Consider the following 26,092-nt stretch of genomic DNA (forward strand, 5'->3'; position numbering starts at 1 on the left):
AACGTATAGGCAAAATATAAATGAAGAAGCAAGAGCGTATAGATCGTATCGAACTGATGCGTACGTTCATTCGTATCGTGGAGGCCGGCTCTCTCTCCGCCGCCGCGGTACAGATGAATACGACCCAGGCGACGGTAAGTCGACGGCTTCAGTCTCTGGAGGGGCTGCTTGGCGCAAAGCTGATTCTGCGCACGACCCACGCGATGAAGCTGACCGATGACGGTGAGCGCTGTTATCAGCATGCCCGCCAGGTCGTCGATGCCTGGCTGGCGCTGGAGGACGACCTGCGGATCACCGATGACCGGCCGGTGGGGATTTTAAGGGTGCGGGCCCCGCATGCGTTTGGTCAGCAACAGCTGCTGGGGCCGCTGGTGGATTTTTTGCAGCGCTATCCCCAGCTGGCGGTTGAATGGATGCTGAACGATAAGACGGTCGATTTTCTGAGCGATGGTATCGACTGCGCGATTCGCGTGGGGGCTGAGGTGGATCCGGCTACGGTATCGGTACTGCTGGCCGAGGTTCCCCGCAGCGTGGTGGCATCCCCATCGCTGCTGGCGAACTTGCCGCCGTTAAGCGCGCCGCAGGAGATGTCGTTGCTGCCGTGGATAGCCATCAGCACGTTCTATCAGCATGAGGTGAGGCTGCAGTCGCAGGTGGATGAGCAGCTTATTACCTTTGCCATCGCGCCGTGTCTGAGTACCGATAGCGTGCATGTGGCGCGTAATACCGCGCTGGCGGGGCTGGGCGCGGCGATTGTGTCGAGCTGGGCGGTAGCGGACGATATTGCCGCCGGGCGGCTGGTGGAGCTGTTCCCGCAGTGGCGAGCCTCACCGCTGCCGGTACACCTGGTGTATCCCTGGGCGCGCTACTATCCGACGCGGTTGCGTAAGTTTCTCGATCTGATGCGTGAGGTCATGCCGCAGATTGCGGGGATGCAGCGTCCGGAAGGGGAATAAAAAAAGACCGGCGCGGGGGCCGGTCTTGTCGAGGTGACGTTACTCTACGGGCTGCGGACGGGTAGGTCCGGCAGCGGCTTTGTGCGTGGCGCTATGACCGCCAGCAGAACCTTTACCGTCAAAATCAAAGTTCGGGCGAACCCACTCGCTTTGACGAGGCGCTTCAGGTACGTAGTCTGGCGCTGGGGCGCGGGTCATCGGCGCCGTGGCGTGACGATTGGCGACCTTAACGACCGGCGCAGCCGTGACAACAGGTTGAGTCGCAACGACCGGCTCCGCCTCTGGTGCAGGTTCAACCACCGGTTCGGAAACAACAGGCGCTTCCTCAACAACCACCGCCGTCTCTTCAACCGCAACAGGTTCAGCGACCGCAGCTTCCGGTTCGACAGCTTCTTGCGCAACGACGTCAACGGCTTCTGCGACAACTTCTTCGGCCACGGCTTCATCGGCTTCGGCAATCAGCTGCGGCTGTTCATCAACCGGGGCGGCGATAGCCTCCGGATGCGTGGTTTCTACGACCGGAACTTCAGGTTCGCTAATCACCGCCACAGGCTCGGAAGTGGCCACTGGCTCGACTGCGCTTTCTGCGGCGACAGCCGGGGCAATCACTTCAGAGACAACCGGCTCAGCGGCAGCCACTGGCGCGACGACGGGCTCAGCCGCAGTGGTCGAGAACTCCTGAACCTGCACGTCTTCCTGCTGCTGGTCCTGAGGGCGAACGACCGGGTAGCGGATCCACACTTTACCAGACGCCATTTCCGGCGATGCGCAGGCTACGGTCAGCGGCATCGGGGATTGCGTCGGGTAACGCTCATCACGGTAGCGACGACGGCGCTGGCCGCTGACGCGCAGGTGACGAGGGGAACGACGTGAACGACGCGGCATACCGTTAGATTCGCGGGCTTCACCGTTCTCATCATGTTCCGCAGTGGTTTCAACAACCGCCGGCAGGTCGACTTTCGCCAGTTCAGTGCGCGGCGCTGCGGCTTCCGGCTGGACGACCGGCGCTTCGGCGACCTGAGGCGCGGCTACCGGCTCGACAACCTGTTCAGCGGCAGCAGATTCAATACGCACCTTCTGCGCCAGCTGGCGAGGTTTACGACGCGGCATCGTCTGCACGCGCTCTTCCTGCTCGCTCTCCTGAACAACCGGCTCTTCGCGGGTTTGCGCTTTGGCTTCCTGCTGAACCTGACGTTTATCATCGTTACGACGGCGATTACGTTCGCGGCGCGGCTGCTGCTCGTCGCGCGCTTTGCCTTTTTCGCTATCTTCGACCGTTGTCTGGCGGATTTCGCGCGGCTCAGCGTTCTGCTGCTGCTTCTCACGACGGTTGCGGCGGTTTTCTTCACGAGACTCGCGGCCTTCGCTGTTCTCGGCACGACTATCGCGGTTCTCGCGGTTCTCGCGGCTATCGCGATTATCCCGGTTGTCGCGGCGGTCATTGCGATCGCGGCGGTTGTTGGAACGCGGTTTACGACGCTCCTGCTGACGCTCGGATTTCTCTTCCGCTTTTTTCTCAACCTGAACTTCCGCCGGTTTAGTCTCTTCCTCGCTGGAGAACACTTTTTTCAGCGCGCTGAAGAAGCGGGCAACCAGGCCAGGCTGCGCCGGCGCTGCCGCCTTCGGTGCGGATGCGGCAGGCGCAACGGTAGCCGCGGCTCTGGCCGGCTCTTCCTGGGCCGGAGCCGGAGGCGCGTCAGGCATGACAAAAGCAGCCAGCGCCGGTTGTTCCGGGAGTTTACGCTCGGCCGGCTCTTCATCAGAAGGCATGGCCATCTCTTCTTCGTGCAGTTTCGGCAGCAGATAGCTCAGCGTGGAGGTCTCTTCGCCTTTACGCACGCGCAGAACAGAGTAGTGCGGCGTTTCCATCTGGTCGTTTGGCACGATAATAACGCGCACATCGGCCTGACGGGTTTCAATCGCGCTTACCGCGGCACGTTTTTCGTTCAGCAGGTAAGAGGCAATCGGCACCGGTACGATAGCGTGAACTTCTTTGGTGTTCTCTTTCAGCGCTTCTTCTTCGATCAAACGCAGAATAGAAAGCGACAGCGATTCGTTATCGCGCACGGTACCCGTTCCGCTACAGCGCGGGCAGACGTGATGGCTGGACTCCCCGAGCGACGGGCTCAGGCGCTGACGCGACATCTCCAGCAGTCCAAAGCGGGAAATATGGCTGATCTGGATGCGCGCTCTGTCCTGACGGACGGCTTCGCGCAGGCGGTTTTCTACCGCACGCTGGTGGCGAACCGGGGTCATATCGATGAAGTCGATAACGATCAGGCCGCCAAGGTCGCGCAGACGCAGCTGACGAGCGATTTCATCGGCTGCTTCAAGGTTGGTATTAAACGCCGTTTCTTCGATGTCGCCGCCGCGGGTGGCGCGTGCGGAGTTGATATCGATAGCGGTCAGCGCTTCGGTACTGTCGATAACGATAGAACCGCCGGAAGGCAGACGCACTTCACGCTGGAAAGCGGACTCAATCTGCGATTCGATTTGATAGTGGCTGAACAGCGGGATTTCCCCGGTGTACAGTTTGATTTTGCTGCTGAAATCAGGACGACCCAGCGCCGCAATGTGCTGGCGAGCCAGCTCAAGCACCTTCGGGTTGTCGATAAGGATTTCGCCGATATCCTGACGCAGATAGTCGCGGAAAGCGCGCACGATGACGTTGCTTTCCTGATGGATCAGGAAGGGTGCAGGGCGGCTGTCTGCGGCTTTCTGGATGGCTTCCCAGTGCTTCAGGCGGAAGCTTAAGTCCCACTGCAGCGCTTCGGCGGATTTGCCGACGCCAGCGGTGCGGACGATAAGTCCCATGCCGTCCGGCAGCTCAAGGCTGGCCAGCGCTTCTTTGAGTTCGGTGCGATCGTCACCCTCGATGCGGCGTGAAATACCGCCAGCGCGTGGGTTATTCGGCATCAGCACCAGATAGCTACCCGCCAGGCTGATAAAGGTGGTCAGCGCGGCGCCTTTATTGCCACGCTCTTCTTTATCGATCTGGACAATCACTTCCTGGCCTTCACGCAGCACGTCCTTGATGTTTGGACGACCGTGAGAATTGTAGTTGGCAGGGAAGTATTCGCGGGCAATTTCTTTGAGAGGGAGGAAACCATGACGCTCGGCACCATAATCAACAAATGCGGCTTCGAGGCTAGGTTCAATACGAGTGATTTTGCCTTTGTAGATGTTCGCTTTTTTCTGTTCGTGCCCGGGGCTTTCGATATCCAGGTCGTACAGGCGCTGCCCATCAACAAGGGCGACGCGCAACTCTTCCTGCTGAGTTGCGTTGATTAACATTCTTTTCATCGTAACTTACTCATTATTCTTACATTGACGACTAAGCTACGGGCAGAGTAACGCCTTACCGGGGAAAACCGATGGCCTCGTGTCTGTTTCACGTCGCCAACCTCACGGCTGTCGCGCGCTTAAGAGGCGCAGAGTGTCGGTCGCCTGTATTTCAAACGGAAACACAGCGCACTTATCAGGGGAACTGCCTGGGATGTATCACCAGAGAAGATTCCATTTATACCCATCGTTTTTCATGCAGCAGGCGTGGCGGCTTAACCTGCTCATCTTAATCATTTGATCCAGATGAGCGCCGGGATATCCCAGTGTGAACGCCTTCCTGCGACGTGAAATCCATAGAGCCTGTACCGGTAAGGACTGCAACCCGCAGCCCGCTAACTGTCTGAAAGATCAATACGTCTTACGCCATTGCTGCGTTGATGATCGGTCAGACAAAATTGGTCATTCCGCTAATTTCTTGTTCTAACAAGTTTCAGCACGGAATACTGCATCATTATTCCATTGCTAAGCTCGTTATAGCAAGTTGACTTTCACCTTTTATCACCCGGTTACTCACAGTTTTTTCACCCGCGTATACAGATTGTTCTAATAACAAACAAAACGATGATGAAGCGTACTGTGAAATCCGGATGATGATAAATATAAGCATATAAAAATGAGTGGCGCTAATGCGTCGGGCTATTTAGAATCGCGCACCATGAAAACTGAGATCCCAAGCGTAAAAATGGTTGCCATTGCTGATGATGAAGCCGGGCAACGTATCGACAACTTTTTGCGTACGCAGCTGAAGGGCGTACCGAAGAGCATGATTTATCGCATCTTGCGTAAAGGCGAGGTGCGGGTTAACAAAAAGCGCGTGAAGCCGGAATATAAGCTGGAAGCCGGCGACGAAGTGCGCATCCCGCCGGTTCGCGTCTCTGAGAAGGAAGAAGAGGCGGTCTCTCCACACCTGCAAAAAGTGGCCGCGCTGGCCGATGTGATTTTATATGAAGACGATCATATCCTGGTGCTTAACAAGCCTTCCGGAACGGCGGTACACGGCGGCAGCGGATTGAGCTTTGGCGTAATTGAAGGTCTGCGCGCGCTGCGTCCGGAAGCGCGTTTCCTGGAGCTGGTGCATCGCCTGGATCGCGACACCTCCGGCGTGCTGCTGGTCGCCAAAAAGCGCTCCGCGCTGCGTTCCCTGCACGAGCAGCTGCGCGACAAAGGAATGCAGAAGGATTACCTGGCGCTGGTGCGCGGGCAGTGGCAGTCGCATACTAAAGTGGTGCAGGCGCCGCTGCTGAAAAATATTCTGCAGAGCGGTGAGCGCATTGTGCGGGTTAACCAGGAGGGGAAACCCTCGGAGACGCGCTTTAAAGTTGAAGAGCGTTATACCCATGCGACGCTGGTGCGCTGCAGTCCGGTGACCGGTCGTACGCATCAAATCCGCGTGCATACGCAATACGCCGGCCACCCTATTGCTTTTGACGACCGCTACGGCGACCGTGAATTTGATAAGCAGCTGGCGGGCACCGGCCTTAACCGGCTGTTTCTGCATGCGGCGGCGCTGAAGTTTACCCATCCGGGTAGCGGGGAGATTATGCGCATTGAAGCCCCCTTAGATAATCAGCTTAAGCGCTGCCTGCAGGTCTTGCGTAACGCGAAATGACCGCGCTCAGGCTCAGGGTTTGAGCCACCTGGCAAGCCAGGGGAAAACTTCATCCTGCTGTTGTTGATTAAAAACGTGGCCCAGTTCCGGCCACGTTTTTGTTTCCAGCTTATCCTGCGCGTTTTGCGACGCCCACACTTTATGCACTTTTGCGAAGGCGTCGTTAACGGCTTCCGCCGGGAAGAGCTTATCTTGTCCGCCGCTGTAAATAAGCATCGGTTTTGGCGCGGCAATGCTGGCGATATCGGGAATATCGAGGCGTCCGGATAAGCCAGGGTGAAGCATATAAAACGCCGACTGGCCGCGCAAAACGTTGTTGCCAGGCTGCATCAGGCCGTTCCAGGTTCCAAACCAGGAGATAACCGCAGTCGCGGCGACTTTGTCAGACAGGGCGGCCAGCTGCCAGGCGCGAAAACCGCCCATTGAGAAACCCACGACCCCAATGCGTTGACTATCAACCGTTTTTAAAGTGCTGAGGAAATCGACGGTACGCAGATCTTCATAGGCAACTTCACCTGCCAGCGAGCGCCCCAGGTTAAAGTAGTTGCTGGCGAGGGCCTGCTGCTGCACGTAGACCATCGGCCCTCGGTCCCCCCAACCCGGGCTATCAATGGCGATGACGACATAGCCGCGCTGCGCCAGTTCATCGCCGATAAACCGACCGCTGAAAAATTTATCCGCCCACGCCTCGGCGCTGGCCAGCCGTGCGGCGTCGTTCCACGGACGGATTAGCTTCTCCTTACCGATATCAAACTTTGAGCCATGGTCGTGCAGCAGAACAATTGCCGGGTGAGGGCCGGGGGAATTTGGCGTCAACATCAGCGCGGCAATCCTGTTATCGTCGGTTACGTTGAAGGCCAGCTTCTCGGCGGTATACGCGCCTCGATTTTCTCTCATCAGCGTTTGCGGCGCGAAGGGGAGTGTCGACGCCGGGGTTAGCAGAGACTGCCGAAGCAGCGTACGGGCCTGCTGTCGCCATTGCTCAAAATCACGGTAGTGGCCAGAGAGCCACGAGTCCGGGTAGGTCATCTGCGCTTTCAGCTGCTGCCAGGAGGCGGGGAGATTGCCCTCTACGATGCCCTGGCGCTGCCAGTCATGGGCATTAACGCCGGCGGCGGCCAGCAGGGTGAGGGTCAAAAGCGTAGCGCGGGTTGGCATAGTGGCTCCATTTAAAAATAAAACAACGTTTCATAATGGATTCTAATGGCGCGGGTAAAATAAACTGTGACAGGCGATGCATTAATTAAGTTGGGGTAAACCTGCTCTGCTCCGTTGGGCAGCGGGTAAAACGCGTTGTAAAGCGGCGGCACGCGGCCTCAGGAAGAGACCGCGTGGGATCGGGAGGCCTTTATCATGTTTACGTGAGCAGGGGATTCAACGCTTCCCGGCGCAGCATCTGGCACAGGGCAATGAGCGGCAAACCGACCAGCGCGTTGGGATCGCGCCCCTCAAGCCGTTCGAATAGCGTGATGCCTAAACCTTCGCTTTTAAAGCTTCCGGCGCACTGCAGCGGGTTTTCCTTGCGGATATAGCTCTCAATTTCCTGGTCGCTTAAACGGCGGAAATGAACGTCGAAAGGTTCGCATTCCGTTTGTAGATGACCGTTGGCGGAATTGTACAGCGCCAGGCCGGTATAGAACGTGACGATGGTGCCGCTGGCCTTTCTCAGCTGGCGATGGGCGTTTTCTTCCGTATGCGGTTTGCCGGTAATTTCACCGTCCAGGACACAAACCTGATCGGAGCCTATAATGAGGTGCTTTGGGTAGCGTGCGGCAAGGGCCTGCGCCTTTGCCTGCGCCAGACGTATCACCAGCTGGCGGGCAGGTTCGCCGGGCAGCGGGGTTTCATCAACGTTCGGCGCAGCGCATTCAAAAGGCACCGACAGTTTTTCCAGCAGCATTCGCCGCCACGGCGAGGTTGACGCGAGGATTAGTTCAGACATATTTTTTCATCCACATATAGCGCTTCGCAGAGCATCATTTTAAACTATGCGCCGCAATGTGTGCGAATAAATGGCAAAAGGCAACCTGAGGCTGCCTTTTTCTTTGACTCTATGACGTTACAAAGTTAATATGCGCGCCCTATGCAAAAGGTAAAATTACCCCTGACTCTCGATCCGGTTCGCACGGCTCAAAAACGCTTAGATTACCAAGGTATCTATACCCGTGATCAGGCTGTGCGTGTCGCTGATTCTGTTGTCAGCGTGGACAGCGATGTGGAATGCAGCATGTCGTTCGCTATCGATAACCAGCGTCTTGCCGTTTTAAGCGGCGATGCGACAGTGTCGGTAACCCTCGAATGTCAGCGTTGCGGGAAACCGTTCCCCCATCATGTTCACACAACGTATTGTTTCAGCCCCGTCAGAAATGACGAACAGGCCGAAGCACTGCCGGAAGCGTATGAGCCGATTGAGGTTAACGAATTCGGTGAAATCGATCTGCTGGCGCTGGTTGAAGATGAAATCATCCTCGCCTTGCCCGTAGTTCCGGTGCATGATTCTGAACACTGTGAAGTGTCCGACGCGGACATGGTCTTTGGTGAACTGCCTGAAGAGGCACAAAAACCAAATCCATTTGCCGTATTAGCCAGCTTAAAGCATAAGTAATTGAGGAGTAAGGTCCATGGCCGTACAACAGAATAAACCAACCCGTTCCAAACGTGGCATGCGTCGTTCCCATGACGCGCTGACCGCAGTCACCAGCCTGTCTGTAGACAAAGCTTCTGGTGAAAAACACCTGCGTCACCACATCACTGCCGACGGTTTCTACCGCGGTCGCAAGGTTATCGCTAAGTAATCACGCATTACTCCATGGATTTCGCGTTGCAAGAAGACGCAAGCGAGAGAAGCACCAGGAGCATAGCTCACTATGTGACTGGTGTGAACGAGCGCAGTCAACGCACTTGCCGCGTGAAAGACGAAGAGTAAAAGCGTGATGAAGCTTAGTGAGGATCTCCCCGGGTAACTGGGGAATAACCGAACCGAGCAGCGACGATACCTTGACACGTCTAACCCTGGCGTTAGATGTCATGGGCGGGGATTTTGGCCCTTCCGTGACAGTGCCTGCAGCATTGCAGGCACTGAACTCTAATTCACAACTCACACTTCTTTTAGTCGGCGATCCCGACACTATCGCGCCATTACTTGCCAAAGCTGATTTTGAACAACGTTCACGTCTGCAGGTTATCCCTGCGCAGTCAGTTATTGCCAGTGATGCTCGACCCGCGCAAGCGATTCGCGCCAGTCGCGGTAGCTCAATGCGCATTGCGCTTGAGTTAGTGAAAGAAGGGCGGGCGGAGGCCTGCGTCAGTGCGGGTAATACCGGAGCGCTAATGGGGCTGGCGAAGCTGCTGCTTAAGCCCATTGAGGGGATTGAGCGCCCTGCGCTGGTTACTATGTTGCCGCATCAGCTGAAGGGCAAAACGGTGGTGCTGGATTTAGGCGCTAACGTGGATTGCGATAGCACAATGCTGGTGCAGTTTGCCATCATGGGGGCGGTTCTTGCCGAAGAAGCGATCGGTATTAAGGATCCCCGCGTTGCGCTTCTGAATATCGGCGAAGAAGAGATGAAAGGTCTCAGCAGCATTCGCGACGCGGCGGCGGTTTTGAAGACCCTGCCAACCCTCAACTATATTGGGTATCTGGAAGCCAACGAATTGTTGACGGGTAAGACGGATGTTTTGGTTTGTGATGGATTCACGGGCAACGTCACATTAAAAACGATGGAAGGTGTTGTCAGAATGTTCCTTTCACTGTTGAAATCACAGGGAGAGGGGAAAAAAAGGTCGTGGTGGCTGCTTTTATTAAAGCGTTGGTTACAAAAAAGCCTGTCGAGGCGATTCAGTCACCTCAACCCCGACCAGTATAATGGTGCCTGTCTGTTAGGATTACGCGGTTCCGTGATTAAAAGTCATGGGGCTGCCAATCAGCGCGCTTTTTGCGTCGCGATAGAGCAGGCAGTGCAGGCTGTGCAGCGGCAGGTTCCTCAGCGAATTGCCGCTCGCCTGGAATCTTTATACCCTGCAGGTTTCGAATTGCCTGAAGGCGGCAGAAGCGGAAATTCCCGGCCTCAAACCCGGATGACCGGCAACGACTGACGCCTCGCAGTTTGAGTTAACCCGGTATATTACCCAAGAGTGACTGAGCGTACATGTATACGAAGATTATTGGTACCGGCAGCTATCTGCCTGAGCACGTGCGTACGAACGCTGAACTGGAAAATATGGTCGATACGTCTGACGAGTGGATTGTTACTCGTACCGGTATCCGCGAGCGTCGTATTGCCGCACCGAATGAAACAGTTGCTACGATGGGCCTTGAAGCCGCTAAGAATGCGCTGGACATGGCGGGCGTCAAGCCGGAGCAAATTGGTCTGATTATTGTTGCGACCACCTCCGGTACCCATGCGTTTCCTAGCTCGGCATGCCAGATTCAATCAATGTTGGGTATTAAAGGCTGCCCGGCGTTTGACGTCGCTGCGGCCTGCGCGGGGTTCACCTACGCGCTTAGCGTTGCCGATCAATACGTAAAAAACGGTGCGGTGGATTACGCGCTGGTGATCGGCGCTGACGTGCTGGCGCGCACCTGCGATCCTGCCGATCGCGGAACCATTATTATTTTTGGCGATGGCGCCGGCGCCGTGGTGCTGGGTGCTTCTGAAAAGCCGGGCATCATCTCCACCCATCTGCACGCGGATGGCAGCTACGGCTCGCTGCTGACGCTGCCGAACGCCGATCGCGTCGAACCGGAAAACCCCATCTATCTGACGATGGCGGGTAATGAAGTCTTTAAGGTGGCGGTAACCGAGCTGGCGCACATCGTGGACGAGACTTTAGCTGCGAACAACCTCGAGCGCTCTGCGCTTGACTGGCTGGTGCCGCATCAGGCCAACCTGCGTATTATCAGCGCCACGGCGAAGAAGCTGGGCATGTCGATGGACAACGTGGTCGTCACGCTCGACAGACACGGCAATACGTCGGCGGCATCTGTTCCCTGTGCGCTGGATGAAGCCGTTCGCGATGGCCGCATTCAACGTGGTCAGCTTATTCTGCTGGAAGCCTTCGGTGGTGGTTTCACCTGGGGTTCCGCGCTGGTTCGTTTTTAGGATAAGGATTTAAACATGACGCAATTTGCTTTTGTGTTCCCGGGACAGGGCTCTCAGAGTGTCGGGATGCTGTCAGATATGGCGGCCGCTTACCCGGTCATTGAAGAGACGTTCCGTGAAGCCTCTGCGGCGTTGGGTTACGATCTGTGGGCGCTTGCACAGCAGGGCCCGGCGGAAGAGTTGAACAAAACCTGGCAGACGCAGCCGGCTCTGCTGACCGCCTCCGTAGCGCTGTATCGCGTCTGGCAGCAGCGGGGCGGTAAAGCGCCCGCTTTGCTGGCGGGCCACAGCCTCGGCGAATACTCTGCGCTGGTATGCGCAGGCGTTATCGATTTTGCTGATGCCGTCCGCCTGGTTGAGATGCGCGGCAGGTTTATGCAGGAAGCGGTACCGGAAGGTACCGGCGCGATGTCCGCGATCATCGGGCTTGACGATGCTGCGATTGCCAAAGCCTGCGAAGAATCTGCTGAAGGGCAGGTGGTTTCTCCGGTAAACTTTAACTCGCCAGGACAGGTGGTTATTGCGGGTAACAAAGAGGCCGTCGAGCGCGCGGGAGCCGCCTGTAAGGCTGCGGGTGCGAAACGTGCGCTGCCGCTGCCGGTCAGCGTACCGTCCCACTGCGCGCTGATGAAGCCGGCGGCGGAAAAACTGGCGGTTGAGCTGCAGAAAATCACCTTTAACGCGCCGACGATTGCGGTGGTAAACAACGTCGACGTGAAAAGTGAAACGGCGCCTGATGCTATCCGTGATGCCCTGGTTCGCCAGCTGTATAGTCCGGTTCAGTGGACCAAAACCGTTGAGTTTATGGCATCACAGGGCGTAGAGCATCTGTATGAAGTTGGTCCGGGTAAAGTCCTCACCGGTCTGACTAAACGTATTGTTGACACCCTGACCGCTTCCGCGCTTAACGAGCCGGCGGCGATGTCTGCGGCGCTTGAGCAATAAAAGAGGAAAACCATGAGTTTTGAAGGAAAAATCGCGCTGGTTACCGGTGCAAGTCGCGGGATTGGCCGCGCAATCGCTGAAACGCTCGTTGCCCGTGGCGCGAAAGTTATCGGTACTGCGACCAGCGAGAGCGGCGCGCAGGCGATCAGCGATTATTTAGGTGCTAACGGTAAAGGTCTGCTGCTGAATGTGACCGATCCTGCATCTATCGAATCTGTTCTGGGAAATATTCGCGCAGAATTTGGTGAAGTTGATATCCTGGTGAACAATGCCGGGATTACTCGTGATAACCTGTTAATGCGCATGAAAGATGATGAGTGGAACGATATTATCGAAACCAACCTGTCATCTGTTTTCCGTCTGTCAAAAGCGGTAATGCGCGCTATGATGAAAAAGCGTCATGGACGTATTATCACTATCGGTTCTGTGGTTGGTACCATGGGAAATGCGGGTCAGGCCAACTACGCTGCGGCGAAAGCGGGTCTGATTGGCTTCAGTAAATCACTGGCTCGCGAAGTTGCGTCCCGCGGTATTACTGTAAACGTTGTTGCTCCGGGCTTTATTGAAACGGACATGACGCGTGCGCTGACCGATGAGCAGCGTGCGGGTACGCTGGCGGCAGTTCCTGCGGGGCGCTTAGGCTCTCCAAATGAAATCGCCAGCGCGGTGGCATTTTTAGCCTCTGACGAAGCGAGTTACATCACCGGTGAAACTCTGCACGTCAACGGCGGAATGTATATGGTCTGACCGAGATTTGTGCAAAACGCTCAGGAACCGCGCAGTCTGTGCGGTTCACCGTAATGTTTTGTACAAAATGATTTGCGTTATGAGGGCAAACAGCCGCAAAATAGCGTAAAATCGTGGTAAGACCTGCCGGGATTTAGTTGCAAATTTTTCAACATTTTATACACTACGAAAACCATCGCGAAAGCGAGTTTTGATAGGAAATTTAAGAGTATGAGCACTATCGAAGAACGCGTTAAGAAAATTATCGGCGAACAGCTGGGCGTTAAGCAGGAAGAAGTTACCAACAATGCTTCCTTCGTTGAAGACCTGGGCGCTGATTCTCTTGACACCGTTGAGCTGGTAATGGCTCTGGAAGAAGAGTTTGATACTGAGATTCCGGACGAAGAAGCTGAGAAAATCACTACTGTTCAGGCTGCCATTGATTACATCAACGGCCACCAGGCGTAAGTGAACATCTCCAGGCGGTCATTCGACCGCCTGAGTTTTATCTATATTTTGTCCCACAAGAATCTATTTTCCCTCCCTGGAGGACAACCGTGTCTAAGCGTCGTGTAGTTGTGACCGGACTGGGCATGTTGTCTCCTGTCGGCAATACCGTAGAGTCTACCTGGAAAGCTCTCCTTGCCGGTCAGAGTGGCATCAGCCTGATCGACCATTTCGATACTAGCGCCTATGCAACGAAATTTGCTGGCTTAGTAAAGGATTTTAACTGTGATGACTTCATCTCGCGCAAAGAACAGCGCAAGATGGACGCCTTCATTCAATATGGAATTGTCGCTGGCATTCAGGCCATGCAGGATTCTGGCCTTGAAGTGACGGAAGAGAATGCTACCCGCATCGGTGCCGCTATTGGTTCCGGTATTGGCGGGCTTGGCCTGATCGAAGAAAACCACAGTTCGCTGGTAAAAGGCGGACCGCGTAAGATCAGCCCGTTCTTTGTTCCTTCCACAATCGTTAACATGGTGGCCGGGCATCTGACCATCATGTTTGGTCTGCGTGGACCAAGCATTTCCATCGCAACCGCCTGCACGTCTGGCGTACACAACATTGGTCACGCCGCGCGCGTTATCGCCTATGGCGATGCTGACGCAATGGTCGCCGGTGGTGCGGAAAAAGCCAGTACCCCGCTGGGCGTAGGCGGCTTTGGTGCAGCGCGCGCGCTGTCCACGCGCAATGACAACCCGCAGGCGGCAAGCCGTCCATGGGATAAAGAGCGTGACGGTTTCGTGCTCGGCGACGGCGCCGGCATGGTCGTGCTGGAAGAGTATGAGCACGCGAAAAAACGCGGCGCGAAAATCTATGCGGAAATCGTCGGCTTTGGTATGAGCAGCGATGCCTACCATATGACTTCGCCACCGGAAGATGGTGCTGGAGCCGCGCTGGCGATGGTGAACGCCATTCGCGATGCTGGCATTGAAGCTAGCCAGATTGGCTACGTCAACGCCCACGGCACCTCTACGCCGGCAGGCGATAAAGCAGAAGCGCAGGCGGTGAAATCCGTCTTCGGTGACGCTGCCAGCCGCGTCATGGTCAGCTCGACTAAGTCAATGACCGGCCACCTGCTGGGCGCCGCGGGCGCAGTAGAGTCTATCTACTCCATCCTCGCGCTGCGCGATGGCGCCGTTCCGCCAACCATCAACCTGGATAACCCGGATGACGGTTGCGATCTGGACTTCGTTCCGCACGAAGCGCGTCAGGTTAGCGATCTGGAGTATACCCTGTGTAACTCCTTCGGCTTCGGCGGCACTAACGGCTCGCTAATCTTTAAAAGGGTGTGATGCGCGCCTGACGCCACGTCTTTGCTGACGTCAATGCTCATCGAAAAACTGGCCCGCTCGTCGGGCCTTTTTTTTGTCATCCCTAAACCACCTCCTAGGGAGGTGGTGATTGCTCCTGTAAGGCTATAGCCTGAAGAATGCCCATGTCGGAATATCTCTGCTTACTCACCACAAGTAAAAGGAGACAAACCGACATGGGACTTTACAGGAGTTCATCACATGTATATTGGCGTTGCAAATACCACATAGTCTGGACACCCAAGTACCGATTCAGGATCCTGAAAGATAAGCTGGGTAAGGAGCTGTACAGGACGATCTATATCCTCTGTGGAATAAAGGATTGTGAGGTTCTGGAGCTAAATGTTCAGCCCGATCATGTACATCTGGTCGTCATCATTCCACCAAAGATCTCGATATCAACTCTGATGGGCCATCTAAAAGGACGCAGTGCCATCAGGCTTTATAACCGTTTTCCACATATCAGGAAGAAGCTATGGGGGAATCATTTTTGGTCGCGAGGCTACTTTGTCGATACGGTGGGAGTGAATGAAGAAATTATCAGACGATATGTGAGGCATCAGGAGAAAACGGAACAAACGTATGAACAGCAGATGGAATTGCTAGAGTAATCAGCGGAAGGTGACAATAGCCCCCCTTACAGGGGGCATTCTCAAAAGCCACCTTCTCAGAAGGTGGTCTTTTACATTCAGTTTTCTCCGCTTGTTCAATGTATCTCCTCCTGCGAAACTAACCGGCCAGCGATAAGGAGACTTTTATGTATTTGATAAATGGCGCTGAAAGTGAAACGCTTGCGGTGAACGATCGCAGCGTTCAGTTCGGCGATGGCTGCTTTACCACGGCGCGCATCGTCAGAGGCCGGGTTCAGCTGCTGTCAGCCCATCTGGCCCGCCTGCAGAAGGCCTGTGAACAGCTCTTTATCCCCTACGACGACTGGGCGCTATTAGCGCACGAGATGGCGCATCTGGCGCAGCCCCATCAGGATGGCGTGCTGAAGGTCATCATCACGCGCGGGGCGGGGGGGCGCGGATACAGCGCTGCCGGCTGCGTGAATCCCATGAGAATCCTCAGCGTATCGCCCTGGCCGGAGCACTATCTTCGCTGGCGCGAGGAGGGGATCTCCGTGACGTTGAGCCCTGTCAGGCTGGGACGCAATCCCTCGCTCGCCGGCCTCAAACACCTTAATCGGCTGGAGCAGGTGCTGATTCGTTCTCATCTTGAGCAGACGGACGCCGATGAAGCGCTGGTCCTTGACAGCGACGGGTGGCTTACGGAATGCTGTGCCGCGAACTTATTCTGGCGTAAAGGATCCGACGTCTTTACCCCGCGCCTCGATCGGGCGGGGGTCAACGGTATTATGCGCCAGTACATTCTCGCTAAGCTGGCACCATCGCCGTTTCGCGTTGTCGAAGCCACCATGCGCCCCGAGGCGTTACGCGAAGCCGACGAGGTCCTTGTCTGTAACGCATTAATGCCGCTGGTGCCTGTTCGCCGCTGGAACGATAAACGTTGGTCCACGCGCGAGCTTTATCATTTTTTAGCCCCCTTGTGTGAGCTGTCTGATTAGCCATGAAGAAAATGTTACGTTTCATTCTGCTGTTGGTGGTGGTGCTGGGCATCGCCGCGGGCATCGGTATGTGGAAAGTTCGCCAGCTGGCGGACAGTAAGTTACTGATTAAAGAAGAGACCATCTTTACCCTTGAGGCCGGGACGGGGCGCCTGGCGCTTGGGCAACAGCTATATAGCGATAAAGTCATTAACCGCCCTCGGGTGTTCCAGTGGCTGCTGCGCATCAAGCCTGAGCTGTCCCACTTTAAAGCCGGGACCTATCGCTTCACGCCTGATATGACGGTACGCCAGATGCTGCAGCTGCTCGCCAGCGGTAAAGAGGCGCAGTTTCCGCTGCGCTTCGTTGAAGGTATGCGGGTGAGTGACTACCTGCGTCAGCTGCGCGATGCGCCTTACGTCAAGCATACGCTGGCGGATGACAGCTATGAAACCGTGGCGAAGGCCCTTGATCTGGAACATCCCGATTGGGTCGAAGGCTGGTTCTGGCCGGATACCTGGATGTATACCGCCAATACCAGCGATGTGGCGATCCTTAAGCGCGCGCATCAGAAGATGGTTGCCGCGGTCGATAAAGCCTGGGAAGGGCGGATGGAGAATCTGCCGTATCATGATAAGAATCAGCTGCTGACGATGGCCTCTATCATTGAAAAAGAGACGGCGCTGCCGGAAGAGCGCGACCGCGTCGCATCGGTATTTATTAATCGTTTACGTATCGGCATGCGTCTGCAAACCGATCCCACCGTGATTTACGGGATGGGGGAGAGTTATAATGGCAAATTGACGCGTAAAGACCTGGAAACGCCGACCGCTTACAATACCTATGCCATTAACGGTATGCCGCCCGGACCCATCGCCGCACCGGGCGAGGCCTCGCTGAACGCCGCCGCGCATCCGGCGAAAACGCCGTATCTTTATTTTGTCGCGGACGGCAAGGGCGGGCATACGTTTAATACCAACCTGGCCAGCCATAACCGCTCGGTTCAGGATTATTTGAAAGTACTTAAGGAAAAAAATGCGCAGTAACTATATCGTCATCGAGGGCCTGGAGGGCGCAGGGAAAACCACCGCGCGTGAATGTGTGGTAGAGACGCTAAAACAGCTGGGCGTTAGCGATATGGTGTTTACCCGCGAACCGGGCGGCACCATTCTGGCCGAGAAGCTGCGCAGCCTGGTGCTGGATATTCAGTCCACCGGCGATGAAGTGATTAATGATAAAGCGGAAGTGCTGATGTTTTACGCGGCGCGCGTACAGCTGGTAGAGACGGTGATTAAACCCGCTCTGGCGCGCGGTCAATGGGTCATTGGCGATCGTCACGATCTCTCGACCCAGGCCTATCAGGGCGGCGGTCGCGGTATCGACCAGACGATGCTGGCGACCCTGCGTGACGCGGTACTGGGAGACTTTCGTCCCCATCTGACGCTTTATCTTGATGTGACTCCGGAGGTGGGCCTGAAGCGCGCCCGCGCCCGCGGCGAACTTGACCGAATTGAGCAGGAGTCGCTGGATTTCTTTAATCGAACTCGCGCGCGCTACCTTGAACTGGCGGCGCAGGATCCCACCATCCGTACCGTTGACGCCACCCAGCCGCTGGAGGCCGTCGAGCGCGACATCCGTGCGGTGGTCAATCAGTGGGTTGCGGAGCAACTCCCATGAAATGGTACCCGTGGTTACGCCCGCCCTTTGAACAGCTGGTTGCCAGCTATCAGGCGGGACGGGGCCACCATGCGCTGATGGTCCAGGCGCTGCCGGGCATGGGGAGCGATGCGCTGATTTACGCGCTTTGTCGCTTTCTGATGTGTCGCCAGCCGGAAGGGCATAAAAGCTGCGGTCATTGCCACAGCTGTCAGCTGATGCAGGCCGGTACCCATCCTGATTATTATGCGTTGACCCCGGAAAAGGGGAAGAGCTCGCTCGGGATCGATGCCGTGCGCGAGGTGAGCGAAAAGCTTTATGAGCACGCCCGGCTTGGCGGCGCGAAGGTGGTGTGGATAGGCGATGCCGCTATGCTGACGGATGCGGCGGCAAACGCGCTGCTGAAAACGCTGGAGGAGCCGCCGGAGAATACCTGGTTCTTCCTGGCCTGTCAGGAGCCAGCGCGCCTGCTGGCAACGCTGCGCAGCCGCTGTCGTTTGTATCACCTTGCTCCGCCTTCAGAACGCTACGCGCTGGCGTGGTTAGAGCGGGAAGTGACGATGTCACAAGACGCGCTGCTCGCGGCGCTGCGGCTGAGCGCCAACGCGCCAGCGGCAGCGCTGGATCTGCTGCAGGATTCTCACTGGGCACCGCGCCAGCAGCTTTGTCAGATCCTGGGTAATATTTTAACTCACGGCGACTGGCTGATGCTGTTGCCGATTTTGAACCATGAACAGGCAGCGATTCGCCTGCACTGGCTGGCATCGCTGCTGGTCGATGCGCAAAAAAGGCAGCAGGGGATTACGCTTATCAGCAATCCGGACGCCTGGCCACTGGTCAATCAGCTGGCCGCTGCGCTGCCGGCGGCGCGCCTGCAGGCGATTGCGCGTGACGTCAGCGCCTGCCGCGAACAGCTGTTGAGCGTTGTCGGCATTAATCGCGAACTGCTGCTAACCGAGCGCCTTCTGCGCTGGGAACATTACCTGCAACCCGGGGCGGTTCTTCCCGTATCCCACCTCTGAGAGAGACATCATGTTTTTAGTCGACTCCCATTGCCATCTCGATGGCCTGGATTATCAAACGCTGCATAAAGATGTAGACGATGTACTGGCAAAGGCTTCCGCGCGCGATGTGAAATTTTGCCTGGCCGTGGCGACGACGCTGCCGGGATACCGCGGTATGCGCGAGCTGGTGGGGCAGCGTCACGACGTCGTTTTTTCCTGCGGCGTCCATCCGTTAAACCAGGATGAAGAGTATGACGTTGAAGAGCTGCGCAAACTCGCAGCAGAGGACGGCGTCGTCGCGATGGGCGAGACCGGGCTCGATTATTTCTACACGCCGGAAACAAAAGCGCGTCAGCAGGCGTCGTTTCGCGATCATATCCGTATAGGCCGGGAGCTGAATAAGCCGGTTATTGTTCACACCCGCGATGCCCGCGCCGATACGCTGGAAATTTTACGCGAAGAAAAAGTGACGGATTGCGGTGGCGTACTACACTGTTTCACTGAGGATAGGGAGACAGCGGGTAAGCTGCTGGATATGGGGTTCTATATCTCGTTTTCCGGCATTGTGACGTTCCGTAATGCGGAGCAGCTTCGCGATGCTGCGCGCTATGTACCTCTCGATCGCCTGCTGGTGGAGACCGATTCGCCGTATCTGGCGCCGGTACCGCATCGCGGCAAAGAGAACCAGCCGGCGATGGTCCGGGACGTCGCCGAGTATATGGCGGTCCTCAAGGGCGTATTGCTGGAGCAGCTGGCACAACAGACGACTGAAAATTTCGCGACGCTTTTTCATATTGACCCCTCCCGGCTGCAACCTCTCTGATATTGCTTATTATTTTAAGGCTCGTAATTAATAGCTAAAGCGAGTAAAGTTCACCGCCACAAATGGGGCGGTGAAGGTTTTTGGGCAACATTCAGACACGAGTTATGTAAATCAATGTCAGTTTTTAATGGGTGTCTGATTGAAACGTGATAGCCGTCAAACAATCATCCCGGTAATTATTTTACTCTGTGTAATAAATAAAGGGCGCTTAGATGTCCTGTCCACGGCGCGGTTCTCCCCCCGGGCCAATGCGTGAAAACGTAAAAAAGCACCAAATACTCAGGAGCACTCTCAATTATGTTTAAGAATGCATTTGCTAACCTGCAGAAGGTCGGTAAATCGCTGATGCTGCCGGTATCCGTACTGCCTATCGCAGGTATCCTGCTGGGCGTCGGTTCCGCAAACTTCAGCTGGCTGCCAGCCGTAGTTTCCCACGTCATGGCGGAAGCGGGCGGTTCGGTCTTCGCTAACATGCCGCTGATTTTTGCTATCGGTGTCGCACTTGGCTTCACCAATAACGACGGCGTATCCGCTCTGGCATCGGTCGTCGCTTACGGCATCATGGTGAAAACCATGGCCGTGGTTGCACCTCTGGTTCTGCATTTACCTGCTGAAGAGATTGCGGCTAAACACCTGGCGGATACCGGCGTCCTCGGCGGTATCATCTCCGGTGCCATCGCAGCCTACATGTTCAACCGCTTCTATCGCATTAAGCTGCCTGAGTATCTGGGCTTCTTTGCGGGCAAGCGTTTTGTGCCAATTATCTCCGGCCTGGCAGCGATCTTCACTGGCGTGATCCTGTCCTTTATCTGGCCGCCGATCGGTACCGCAATCCAGACTTTCTCCCAGTGGGCCGCTTACCAGAACCCGGTTGTTGCGTTCGGTATCTACGGCTTCATTGAGCGCTGCCTGGTGCCGTTTGGTCTGCACCACATCTGGAACGTTCCTTTCCAGATGCAGATTGGTGAATACACCAACGCAGCAGGTCAGGTCTTCCACGGTGATATTCCGCGCTATATGGCAGGCGACCCGACTGCGGGCAAACTGTCCGGCGGCTTCCTGTTCAAAATGTACGGTCTGCCGGCCGCCGCTATCGCTATCTGGCACTCTGCTAAACCAGAAAACCGCGCGAAAGTGGGCGGTATCATGATCTCCGCAGCGCTGACCTCGTTCCTGACCGGTATTACCGAGCCGATCGAGTTCTCGTTCATGTTCGTTGCGCCGATCCTGTACATCATCCACGCGATTCTGGCAGGTCTGGCCTTCCCGATCTGTATCCTGCTGGGTATGCGTGACGGTACGTCGTTCTCTCACGGCCTGATCGACTTCATCGTTCTGTCTGGCAACAGCAGCAAGCTGTGGCTGTTCCCGATCGTCGGTATCTGCTATGCGATTGTTTACTACGTGGTGTTCCGCGTGCTGATCAAAGCGCTGGATCTGAAAACCCCAGGTCGTGAAGACGCCACCGAAGACAGCAAAGCTGGCGCGACCAGCGAAATGGCTCCGGCTCTGATTGCCGCGTTCGGCGGTAAAGAGAACATTACTAACCTCGACGCATGTATCACTCGTCTGCGCGTGAGCGTGGCGGATGTGGCGAAAGTTGATCAGGCTGGCCTGAAAAAACTGGGTGCCGCAGGCGTGGTTGTTGCAGGTTCAGGCGTTCAGGCTATTTTCGGTACCAAATCCGATAACCTGAAAACTGAAATGGATGAATACATCCGCAACAGCTAAGTTGTGATATGGGGAGACTAAGGCAGCCTACGGGCTGCCTTTTTTAATGGCCGCAGGCGTTAAAAGCGCGCCCGCGGCTTTCGTCACGTTAAGCAGAGATCAGAACTGATAGCTGGCCGTAATGCTGACGTTGCGCGGTTCGCCGTAGACGATGGAACCATCGACGTTGGTGTCGTAGGTTTTGTCGAACAGGTTATTGACGTTACCCTGCACAGCAAGATTTTTAGTGACCTGGTAGCGAGTGAACACATCCACCAGCGCGTAGCTGCCTTGTTCCGCACGGAACGTCCCGTACGGCGTCGCGGTATCTTTATACACCCGGTTCTGCCAGTTAACGCCGCCGCCGACGGTCAGTTCAGGCATTACCGGCAGACGGTAGCGGGTGAACAGCTTGACGCTGGTACGCGGCAGGTTGGGATTCACCGCATTGCCTTCATTGTCTTCAGCGACAAAACGCGTCGCCCCAAAGGTCATCTGCCAGTTATCGGTAATCGCCCCGTTGATTTCGAACTCCACCCCTTTGCTTACGGTACCGTCGACGGTTTTATAGGCTGCTTCGCCGTTACTGCCGGGGATTTGCCCGCCGGTCGCCTGGCCGAGGTTATCCTGCTCGATGCGGAATAGGGCGAGCGTCGTCGTTAACCGGCTGTCCATCCAGTCCGACTTCAGGCCCACTTCATAGTTGTTTCCGGTAACCGGGGTCAGGTATTTACCGGAACTATCGCGCTTATTCTGCGGCTGGAAGACCGAGGTATAGCTGGTGTAGGCCGACCAGCTGTCGTTGATGTCGTAAACCAGCCCGGCGTACGGGGTGGTATGGTTTTTCTCCATCGTGTAGGTCAGCGTCTCGATGCTCCAGTTGTTATAGCGGACGCCAAGAATCAGATGCAGCGGGTCAAGCAGGGAAAAACGCGTCGCCGCGTACAGCGACTTCATTCGCGTGGTATCGTCCTGCGCCAGGCTCTGCGGGCCCCAGCTGGTTTCCGGGAATGTCGCGCTATTGAAGCTATAGAAGTTACCAACTTCATCGGGGAAGACGTTTGCCCACGAACTGAAATAGCGGTTGTTTTGTTTACTGTAGCTGGTGCCGATCATCAGGTTGTGCTGGCGACCAAACAGGTCGTAGCCGCCGTCGGCGAACAGGTCAACGGCGTCGACTTTACGTTTGCCGCTATTCCAGCCGGTACCGCCGACGTAATCATAGCCCGGGCCGTAGCTGCTATAGGGGCCCACCAGCATTCCGGTCGCTTTGTTGACATACGCGTCCACGTACATCATCTTGCTGTCGAACGTGATCTCAGAATGGGTGGCATTCATCGTTGCCTGCCAGGTATCGGCAAAGCGCTGTTTCAGCGTGACGAAGACCTTGTTGATCTCTTTGTCGTTATAGGCCCAGTCGGGCGCGGTGCTGTGGGCGCGGTCATAGTGGTTCTTGCTGCCATCGGTATTCCAGCGAGGCAGGCCACCCCATGTCGGGCTATTCACGTCGATACGCTGATACTCGTAGCCAGCGGATAAAGCGGACGACGTACCGAGATCGGCATCAAGAATGCCGGAGAAGAACGTTTTTTCGCTGTTATAGCGATCCAGCCACGAGTCATTATTTTGATAACCGGCGATAATGCGCGCCCGTACGCTGCCATCGTCAGTCAGCGGGCTTTGCATATCAGCAACATAGCGCTGCTTATTCCAGCTGCCGTACTCCGCAGAGACGTTTCCCTTGAACTCCCGGCTGGTCGCGTGCTTGCGGATCATATTGACCGACGCGGCAGGGTTGCCGGTACCGGTCAGCAAGCCGTTGGCGCCGCGTACGACCTCAACCCGTTCGAAGAGGGCCATATCGGAAAGCGCGTCGCCCAGATTCCAGCGGGATTCAAACCAGGTCGGAATGCCATCGACCATATAATTGTCGATCTCAAAACCGCGGGAATAATAGCTGGTGCGGTCTGAGTCCGCCTGGCTGCTGCTGATCCCCATGGTATGGTCCATGACGTCGCCCAGCGTTTGCAGCTGCTGATCCCGCATCCGCTGTTCGGTAATGATACTGACCGATTGCGGGATATCGCGCTGGGCCATCTCCATTTTAGTCCCGGCTGAGGTGGTTCTGACGCTGTAGTCCTGCTCTTGTGTCTCCGAGGCGCTATCTGCGGAACCTTCTACAATAATAGTGTCTTCGGACGTGCCGGCTGCCTGACTGAGGTTGGGAAAGATCGCCAGCGCGATACCCATAGCAAGCAGGGACGGCGCGTTACGCCCATCCCGAAAGTTGGTGGAGAGAGACATCATAAACCCTTGATCGTGTGATTGTTGTTATTTGCTGCGGCGCGATGGCCGCGGCAGATCGTCAGTGCGCTGCATTTTCTTTGAATGCAAATGAGAAATATACGCATTAATATTTAATGTGTAAACAAGCGGGAAAACGGCTATGCCCGGGTCTTATTGACTGGTACCGGGGGGCATACAGCGAAGAAACGCTTAATCCGTCAGCAGCTAAGCGCTTGCTCGCGTAAGAAAAAACGCATTCAGGTTGAAAGAGGGGGAGTAACTCGCTCATACTCTTAGGGGAATCCTGTGCATCCGCGTTTACCTGCAGAGGCAGGCCAGAGCACGGTATAAAAATTATTAAGGAATCAGTCATGGCAGAAGAAACGATTTTCAGCAAAATCATTCGCCGGGAGATCCCGTCGGATGTGGTTTATCAGGATGAGCTCGTGACCGCTTTTCGCGACATCTCTCCGCAGGCGCCAACCCATATTCTGATCGTTCCCAATATCCTGATTCCCACCGTCAACGATGTGACCGCAGAGCACGAGCTTGCCCTGGGACGCATGATGACCGTCGCGGCGAAAATCGCCCGCGATGAGGGGCTTGCCGACGATGGCTATCGCCTGATCGTCAACTGCAATCGCCACGGGGGCCAGGAGGTCTACCATGTCCATATGCACCTGTTGGGCGGCCGTCCGTTAGGCCCGATGCTGGCTCATAAAGGTTAACATTCATGCGCGCAGCTCACTTCGGCGCACTTCTGGCCGTGACGTTACTGGCCGGGTGCAGTTCGCATCCGGAAATTCCGGTCAGCGATCAGCAAAGTCTGGTGATGGAATCAAACGTACTGGCAGCGGGCATCAGCGCTGAAGTACCGACGGTGACCGCATCCGAGATTCAGGCGACGGCGACCACCCGATTGTTCAATGAACGCCAGGTACCGGTGACCGTGCATTATCGCTTTTTCTGGTATGACGCCAGAGGGCTGGAAATGCATCCGCTGGAGTCCGCGCGCAGCATAACGGTGCCTGCGCACTCTTCCGTTACGCTTTATGGCAGCGCCAATATTCTGGGGGCGCACAAGGCCCGACTTTATCTTTATCTGTAAGAGGTAATCGTAATGATTAAACTATGTCGCTATGCATTAGTTACCGCACTGGCGATATTCCTTGCCGGATGCGTGGGTCAACGTCAGGAACCCGCTCCCGTTGAGGAAGCGCAGCCGAAGCCGCAGCAGCCCGTTCAGCCGCAGCCGACTGTGCCGACTATTCCCGTGATACCTACGCAGCCGGGTCCGATTGAACACGGCGAGCAGCCAGCGCAGCCGGCGCCGCGCGTGCGTCATTTTGACTGGAATTCCGCGGTGCAGCCGATGATTGGGCAGATGCTGCAGGCCAGCGGCGTAAATGCGGGCAGCATTTTGCTGGTCGACAGCGTCAATAACCGCACCAACGGCACGTTGAATGCGGGAGAGGCCACCACGGCGCTGCGCAACGCGCTGGAAGGCAATGGAAAATTCACCCTGGTCTCGCAGCAGCAGCTGGGCGTAGCCAAACAGCAGCTTGGCCTGTCGCCGCAGGATAGCCTTGGCAGCCGCAGTAAAGCGATGGGCATTGCGCGTACCGTTGGCGCACAGTACGTGCTCTATTCCAACGCGACCGGCAACGTTAATTCCCCTGAGCTGAAAATGCAGCTAATGCTGGTCCAGACCGGCGAAATTATCTGGTCAGGCAAAGGTGCTGTTCAGCAACAATAAGCTCACGCGCGACGAAGTGCTGTCGCGCTTTTTCCCGCGCTATACGCCTGTCGCCGCGCCGCTCCAAAACGGGCTGAGCGGCGGCAGCTGCATTCTCAGCGATGGTCGGCAAAAGCGGGTGCTGCGCCAGCCGCACGATCCGCATGCGCCGGCCTGCGACTTTCGCCGTCAATATCACGTTCTGTCACGCCTTCCCGATTCGTTAGCGCCCGCGCCGGTGTTTTATTCTCCCGCCTGGATGGTGGTGGAATATTGCTCAGGCGATGTGGTTAACGCATTACCGGAGTGTCCGGCGCTCGCAGGGTTACTGTATCATCTGCACCAGCAGCCGCGCTTTGGCTGGCGTATCGCGCTGCGGCCGCTGCTTGAGCGGTACTGGCAACAGTGCAGCCCCGCGCGGCGCACACCGCGGTGGCTACGCTGGCACAAACGGCTGCTGCGTCGCGGCGAGCCCCGGCCGCTGCGTCTCGCCCCGTTACATATGGATGTCCATGCGGGCAACATCGTTCACGGCGAGGCGGGACTGCGGCTGATTGACTGGGAATATGCGGGCGATGGCGATGTTGCGCTGGAGCTGGCGGCGGTGTGGATCGAGCCCGCCGCGCATCGTCGGCTAGCCGCAGAATACGCGAGACGGGCGAGCATCGATGAGCTTCAGCTCTGGCGGCAAATTCAGCGCTGGCGTCCGTGGGTGCAGCTGCTGATGGCGGGCTGGTACGAGCGACGCTGGCAGCAAACCGGCGACCGACAGTTTATTGTGCTGGCGGATGAGGTATGGCGCCAGTTAGACAAAAAGTAAAAGGATAAGAGA

General features: G+C 56.3%; 25 protein-coding genes. 21 read left to right on the forward strand and 4 right to left on the reverse strand.

The window, feature by feature from the left end; all coding sequences use genetic code 11:
* The first annotated feature begins 20 nt into the window (after positions 1 to 20).
* Positions 21 to 956 carry a LysR family transcriptional regulator gene (locus BJF97_RS11530; protein ID WP_004849886.1) on the forward strand — a complete coding sequence of 312 codons (936 nt, stop codon included), beginning with the start codon at positions 21 to 23 and terminating at the stop codon, positions 954 to 956.
* 39 nt (positions 957 to 995) lie between these two features.
* Here the strand turns inward: BJF97_RS11530 and rne are convergent, their stop codons facing one another.
* Positions 996 to 4,259 (reverse strand): ribonuclease E, encoded by a 3,264-nt coding sequence (gene rne, locus BJF97_RS11535; protein ID WP_032692820.1) that lies wholly within the window; start codon positions 4,257 to 4,259, stop codon positions 996 to 998.
* A gap of 697 nt (positions 4,260 to 4,956) precedes the next feature.
* On the opposite strand from rne, the gene rluC reads away from it, so the two are divergent.
* The gene (rluC, locus tag BJF97_RS11540) at positions 4,957 to 5,910 is read left to right on the forward strand and encodes a 23S rRNA pseudouridine(955/2504/2580) synthase RluC (RefSeq protein WP_014228836.1); all 954 of its coding nucleotides are present in this window, start codon (positions 4,957 to 4,959) and stop codon (positions 5,908 to 5,910) included.
* A gap of 12 nt (positions 5,911 to 5,922) precedes the next feature.
* Here the strand turns inward: rluC and BJF97_RS11545 are convergent, their stop codons facing one another.
* Entirely contained in the window at positions 5,923 to 7,068 is a 1,146-nt protein-coding gene (locus tag BJF97_RS11545) for a dienelactone hydrolase family protein (RefSeq protein ID WP_032692819.1), read from the reverse strand.
* 199 nt (positions 7,069 to 7,267) lie between these two features.
* Positions 7,268 to 7,852, reverse strand: a complete 585-nt coding sequence (locus BJF97_RS11550; protein WP_032692818.1) for a Maf family protein — start codon at positions 7,850 to 7,852, stop codon at positions 7,268 to 7,270.
* Between the two features lie 141 nt (positions 7,853 to 7,993).
* Between BJF97_RS11550 and yceD the strand changes: the two genes are divergently transcribed.
* The 15 genes from yceD (at position 7,994) to ptsG (ending at position 21,260) form a co-directional block, all read left to right on the forward strand.
* Positions 7,994 to 8,515, forward strand: coding sequence for a 23S rRNA accumulation protein YceD (gene yceD, locus BJF97_RS11555; RefSeq protein ID WP_004849895.1), 522 nt, complete (start codon positions 7,994 to 7,996; stop codon positions 8,513 to 8,515).
* Positions 8,516 to 8,531: 16 nt separating this feature from the next.
* A complete protein-coding gene (rpmF, locus tag BJF97_RS11560; protein ID WP_004101077.1) occupies positions 8,532 to 8,705 on the forward strand; it encodes a 50S ribosomal protein L32 in 174 nt (57 codons plus the stop codon).
* A 202-nt stretch (positions 8,706 to 8,907) separates the two neighbouring features.
* Entirely contained in the window at positions 8,908 to 10,005 is a 1,098-nt protein-coding gene (gene plsX / locus BJF97_RS11565; RefSeq protein WP_071846169.1) for a phosphate acyltransferase PlsX, read from the forward strand.
* A gap of 53 nt (positions 10,006 to 10,058) precedes the next feature.
* Positions 10,059 to 11,012 carry a beta-ketoacyl-ACP synthase III gene (locus tag BJF97_RS11570; protein WP_032692817.1) on the forward strand — a complete coding sequence of 318 codons (954 nt, stop codon included), beginning with the start codon at positions 10,059 to 10,061 and terminating at the stop codon, positions 11,010 to 11,012.
* 15 nt (positions 11,013 to 11,027) lie between these two features.
* A complete protein-coding gene (gene fabD / locus BJF97_RS11575; protein WP_032692816.1) occupies positions 11,028 to 11,957 on the forward strand; it encodes an ACP S-malonyltransferase in 930 nt (309 codons plus the stop codon).
* A gap of 12 nt (positions 11,958 to 11,969) precedes the next feature.
* The gene (gene fabG / locus BJF97_RS11580; protein ID WP_004131399.1) at positions 11,970 to 12,704 is read left to right on the forward strand and encodes a 3-oxoacyl-ACP reductase FabG; all 735 of its coding nucleotides are present in this window, start codon (positions 11,970 to 11,972) and stop codon (positions 12,702 to 12,704) included.
* Between the two features lie 210 nt (positions 12,705 to 12,914).
* On the forward strand, positions 12,915 to 13,151 hold the full coding sequence (acpP, locus tag BJF97_RS11585) for an acyl carrier protein (protein WP_000103754.1): 237 nt from the start codon (positions 12,915 to 12,917) through the stop codon (positions 13,149 to 13,151).
* Positions 13,152 to 13,240: 89 nt separating this feature from the next.
* Positions 13,241 to 14,482, forward strand: a complete 1,242-nt coding sequence (fabF, locus tag BJF97_RS11590; RefSeq protein WP_071886325.1) for a beta-ketoacyl-ACP synthase II — start codon at positions 13,241 to 13,243, stop codon at positions 14,480 to 14,482.
* Positions 14,483 to 14,676: 194 nt separating this feature from the next.
* Entirely contained in the window at positions 14,677 to 15,111 is a 435-nt protein-coding gene (tnpA, locus tag BJF97_RS11595; RefSeq protein ID WP_014228411.1) for an IS200/IS605 family transposase, read from the forward strand.
* Positions 15,112 to 15,257: 146 nt separating this feature from the next.
* Positions 15,258 to 16,067, forward strand: coding sequence for an aminodeoxychorismate lyase (gene pabC, locus BJF97_RS11600; RefSeq protein ID WP_032693889.1), 810 nt, complete (start codon positions 15,258 to 15,260; stop codon positions 16,065 to 16,067).
* Positions 16,068 to 16,069: 2 nt separating this feature from the next.
* A complete protein-coding gene (gene yceG, locus BJF97_RS11605; RefSeq protein WP_032693890.1) occupies positions 16,070 to 17,092 on the forward strand; it encodes a cell division protein YceG in 1,023 nt (340 codons plus the stop codon).
* Entirely contained in the window at positions 17,082 to 17,723 is a 642-nt protein-coding gene (tmk, locus tag BJF97_RS11610; protein ID WP_004849914.1) for a dTMP kinase, read from the forward strand. Before yceG ends, tmk begins: the two co-directional genes overlap by 11 nt.
* Complete coding sequence (gene holB, locus BJF97_RS11615; RefSeq protein ID WP_032693891.1) at positions 17,720 to 18,724, forward strand: DNA polymerase III subunit delta'; 1,005 nt, start codon at positions 17,720 to 17,722, stop codon at positions 18,722 to 18,724. The genes tmk and holB overlap by 4 nt, the downstream gene beginning before the upstream one ends.
* Before the next feature lie 10 nt (positions 18,725 to 18,734).
* Complete coding sequence (locus BJF97_RS11620; RefSeq protein ID WP_032693892.1) at positions 18,735 to 19,529, forward strand: metal-dependent hydrolase; 795 nt, start codon at positions 18,735 to 18,737, stop codon at positions 19,527 to 19,529.
* A gap of 297 nt (positions 19,530 to 19,826) precedes the next feature.
* Positions 19,827 to 21,260 (forward strand): PTS glucose transporter subunit IIBC, encoded by a 1,434-nt coding sequence (ptsG, locus tag BJF97_RS11625; RefSeq protein ID WP_014228844.1) that lies wholly within the window; start codon positions 19,827 to 19,829, stop codon positions 21,258 to 21,260.
* A 99-nt stretch (positions 21,261 to 21,359) separates the two neighbouring features.
* Here the strand turns inward: ptsG and fhuE are convergent, their stop codons facing one another.
* Positions 21,360 to 23,543, reverse strand: a complete 2,184-nt coding sequence (gene fhuE, locus BJF97_RS11630; RefSeq protein ID WP_032693893.1) for a ferric-rhodotorulic acid/ferric-coprogen receptor FhuE — start codon at positions 23,541 to 23,543, stop codon at positions 21,360 to 21,362.
* A gap of 353 nt (positions 23,544 to 23,896) precedes the next feature.
* Here fhuE and hinT point away from each other — a divergent pair, with 353 nt between their 5' ends.
* From hinT to thiK, 4 genes are read left to right on the forward strand one after another with little or no spacing between them, the layout of a single operon-like run.
* On the forward strand, positions 23,897 to 24,253 hold the full coding sequence (hinT, locus tag BJF97_RS11635) for a purine nucleoside phosphoramidase (RefSeq protein ID WP_004849924.1): 357 nt from the start codon (positions 23,897 to 23,899) through the stop codon (positions 24,251 to 24,253).
* A 5-nt stretch (positions 24,254 to 24,258) separates the two neighbouring features.
* Positions 24,259 to 24,633, forward strand: a complete 375-nt coding sequence (locus tag BJF97_RS11640; RefSeq protein ID WP_014228846.1) for a YcfL family protein — start codon at positions 24,259 to 24,261, stop codon at positions 24,631 to 24,633.
* 12 nt (positions 24,634 to 24,645) lie between these two features.
* Entirely contained in the window at positions 24,646 to 25,281 is a 636-nt protein-coding gene (gene lpoB / locus BJF97_RS11645) for a penicillin-binding protein activator LpoB (RefSeq protein WP_014228847.1), read from the forward strand.
* Positions 25,262 to 26,080, forward strand: coding sequence for a thiamine kinase (thiK, locus tag BJF97_RS11650; RefSeq protein ID WP_032693894.1), 819 nt, complete (start codon positions 25,262 to 25,264; stop codon positions 26,078 to 26,080). The genes lpoB and thiK overlap by 20 nt, the downstream gene beginning before the upstream one ends.
* Positions 26,081 to 26,092 lie beyond the last annotated feature (12 nt).

Origin of the sequence: Klebsiella sp. LTGPAF-6F (assembly GCF_001753185.1) — a bacterium.
GTDB lineage: Bacteria > Pseudomonadota > Gammaproteobacteria > Enterobacterales > Enterobacteriaceae > Klebsiella > Klebsiella michiganensis.

What these genes read in the sequence shown, in the direction of transcription:
- BJF97_RS11530 (WP_004849886.1), top strand. Translation starts at nt 21, where the DNA reads ATGAAGAAGCAAGAGCGTATAGATCGTATCGAACTGATGCGTACGTTC.
- rne (WP_032692820.1), bottom strand. Translation starts at nt 4,259, where the DNA reads ATGAAAAGAATGTTAATCAACGCAACTCAGCAGGAAGAGTTGCGCGTC.
- rluC (WP_014228836.1), top strand. Translation starts at nt 4,957, where the DNA reads ATGAAAACTGAGATCCCAAGCGTAAAAATGGTTGCCATTGCTGATGAT.
- BJF97_RS11545 (WP_032692819.1), bottom strand. Translation starts at nt 7,068, where the DNA reads ATGCCAACCCGCGCTACGCTTTTGACCCTCACCCTGCTGGCCGCCGCC.
- BJF97_RS11550 (WP_032692818.1), bottom strand. Translation starts at nt 7,852, where the DNA reads ATGTCTGAACTAATCCTCGCGTCAACCTCGCCGTGGCGGCGAATGCTG.
- yceD (WP_004849895.1), top strand. Translation starts at nt 7,994, where the DNA reads ATGCAAAAGGTAAAATTACCCCTGACTCTCGATCCGGTTCGCACGGCT.
- rpmF (WP_004101077.1), top strand. Translation starts at nt 8,532, where the DNA reads ATGGCCGTACAACAGAATAAACCAACCCGTTCCAAACGTGGCATGCGT.
- BJF97_RS11570 (WP_032692817.1), top strand. Translation starts at nt 10,059, where the DNA reads ATGTATACGAAGATTATTGGTACCGGCAGCTATCTGCCTGAGCACGTG.
- fabD (WP_032692816.1), top strand. Translation starts at nt 11,028, where the DNA reads ATGACGCAATTTGCTTTTGTGTTCCCGGGACAGGGCTCTCAGAGTGTC.
- fabG (WP_004131399.1), top strand. Translation starts at nt 11,970, where the DNA reads ATGAGTTTTGAAGGAAAAATCGCGCTGGTTACCGGTGCAAGTCGCGGG.
- acpP (WP_000103754.1), top strand. Translation starts at nt 12,915, where the DNA reads ATGAGCACTATCGAAGAACGCGTTAAGAAAATTATCGGCGAACAGCTG.
- tnpA (WP_014228411.1), top strand. Translation starts at nt 14,677, where the DNA reads ATGGGACTTTACAGGAGTTCATCACATGTATATTGGCGTTGCAAATAC.
- pabC (WP_032693889.1), top strand. Translation starts at nt 15,258, where the DNA reads ATGTATTTGATAAATGGCGCTGAAAGTGAAACGCTTGCGGTGAACGAT.
- yceG (WP_032693890.1), top strand. Translation starts at nt 16,070, where the DNA reads ATGAAGAAAATGTTACGTTTCATTCTGCTGTTGGTGGTGGTGCTGGGC.
- tmk (WP_004849914.1), top strand. Translation starts at nt 17,082, where the DNA reads ATGCGCAGTAACTATATCGTCATCGAGGGCCTGGAGGGCGCAGGGAAA.
- holB (WP_032693891.1), top strand. Translation starts at nt 17,720, where the DNA reads ATGAAATGGTACCCGTGGTTACGCCCGCCCTTTGAACAGCTGGTTGCC.
- BJF97_RS11620 (WP_032693892.1), top strand. Translation starts at nt 18,735, where the DNA reads ATGTTTTTAGTCGACTCCCATTGCCATCTCGATGGCCTGGATTATCAA.
- ptsG (WP_014228844.1), top strand. Translation starts at nt 19,827, where the DNA reads ATGTTTAAGAATGCATTTGCTAACCTGCAGAAGGTCGGTAAATCGCTG.
- fhuE (WP_032693893.1), bottom strand. Translation starts at nt 23,543, where the DNA reads ATGTCTCTCTCCACCAACTTTCGGGATGGGCGTAACGCGCCGTCCCTG.
- hinT (WP_004849924.1), top strand. Translation starts at nt 23,897, where the DNA reads ATGGCAGAAGAAACGATTTTCAGCAAAATCATTCGCCGGGAGATCCCG.
- BJF97_RS11640 (WP_014228846.1), top strand. Translation starts at nt 24,259, where the DNA reads ATGCGCGCAGCTCACTTCGGCGCACTTCTGGCCGTGACGTTACTGGCC.
- lpoB (WP_014228847.1), top strand. Translation starts at nt 24,646, where the DNA reads ATGATTAAACTATGTCGCTATGCATTAGTTACCGCACTGGCGATATTC.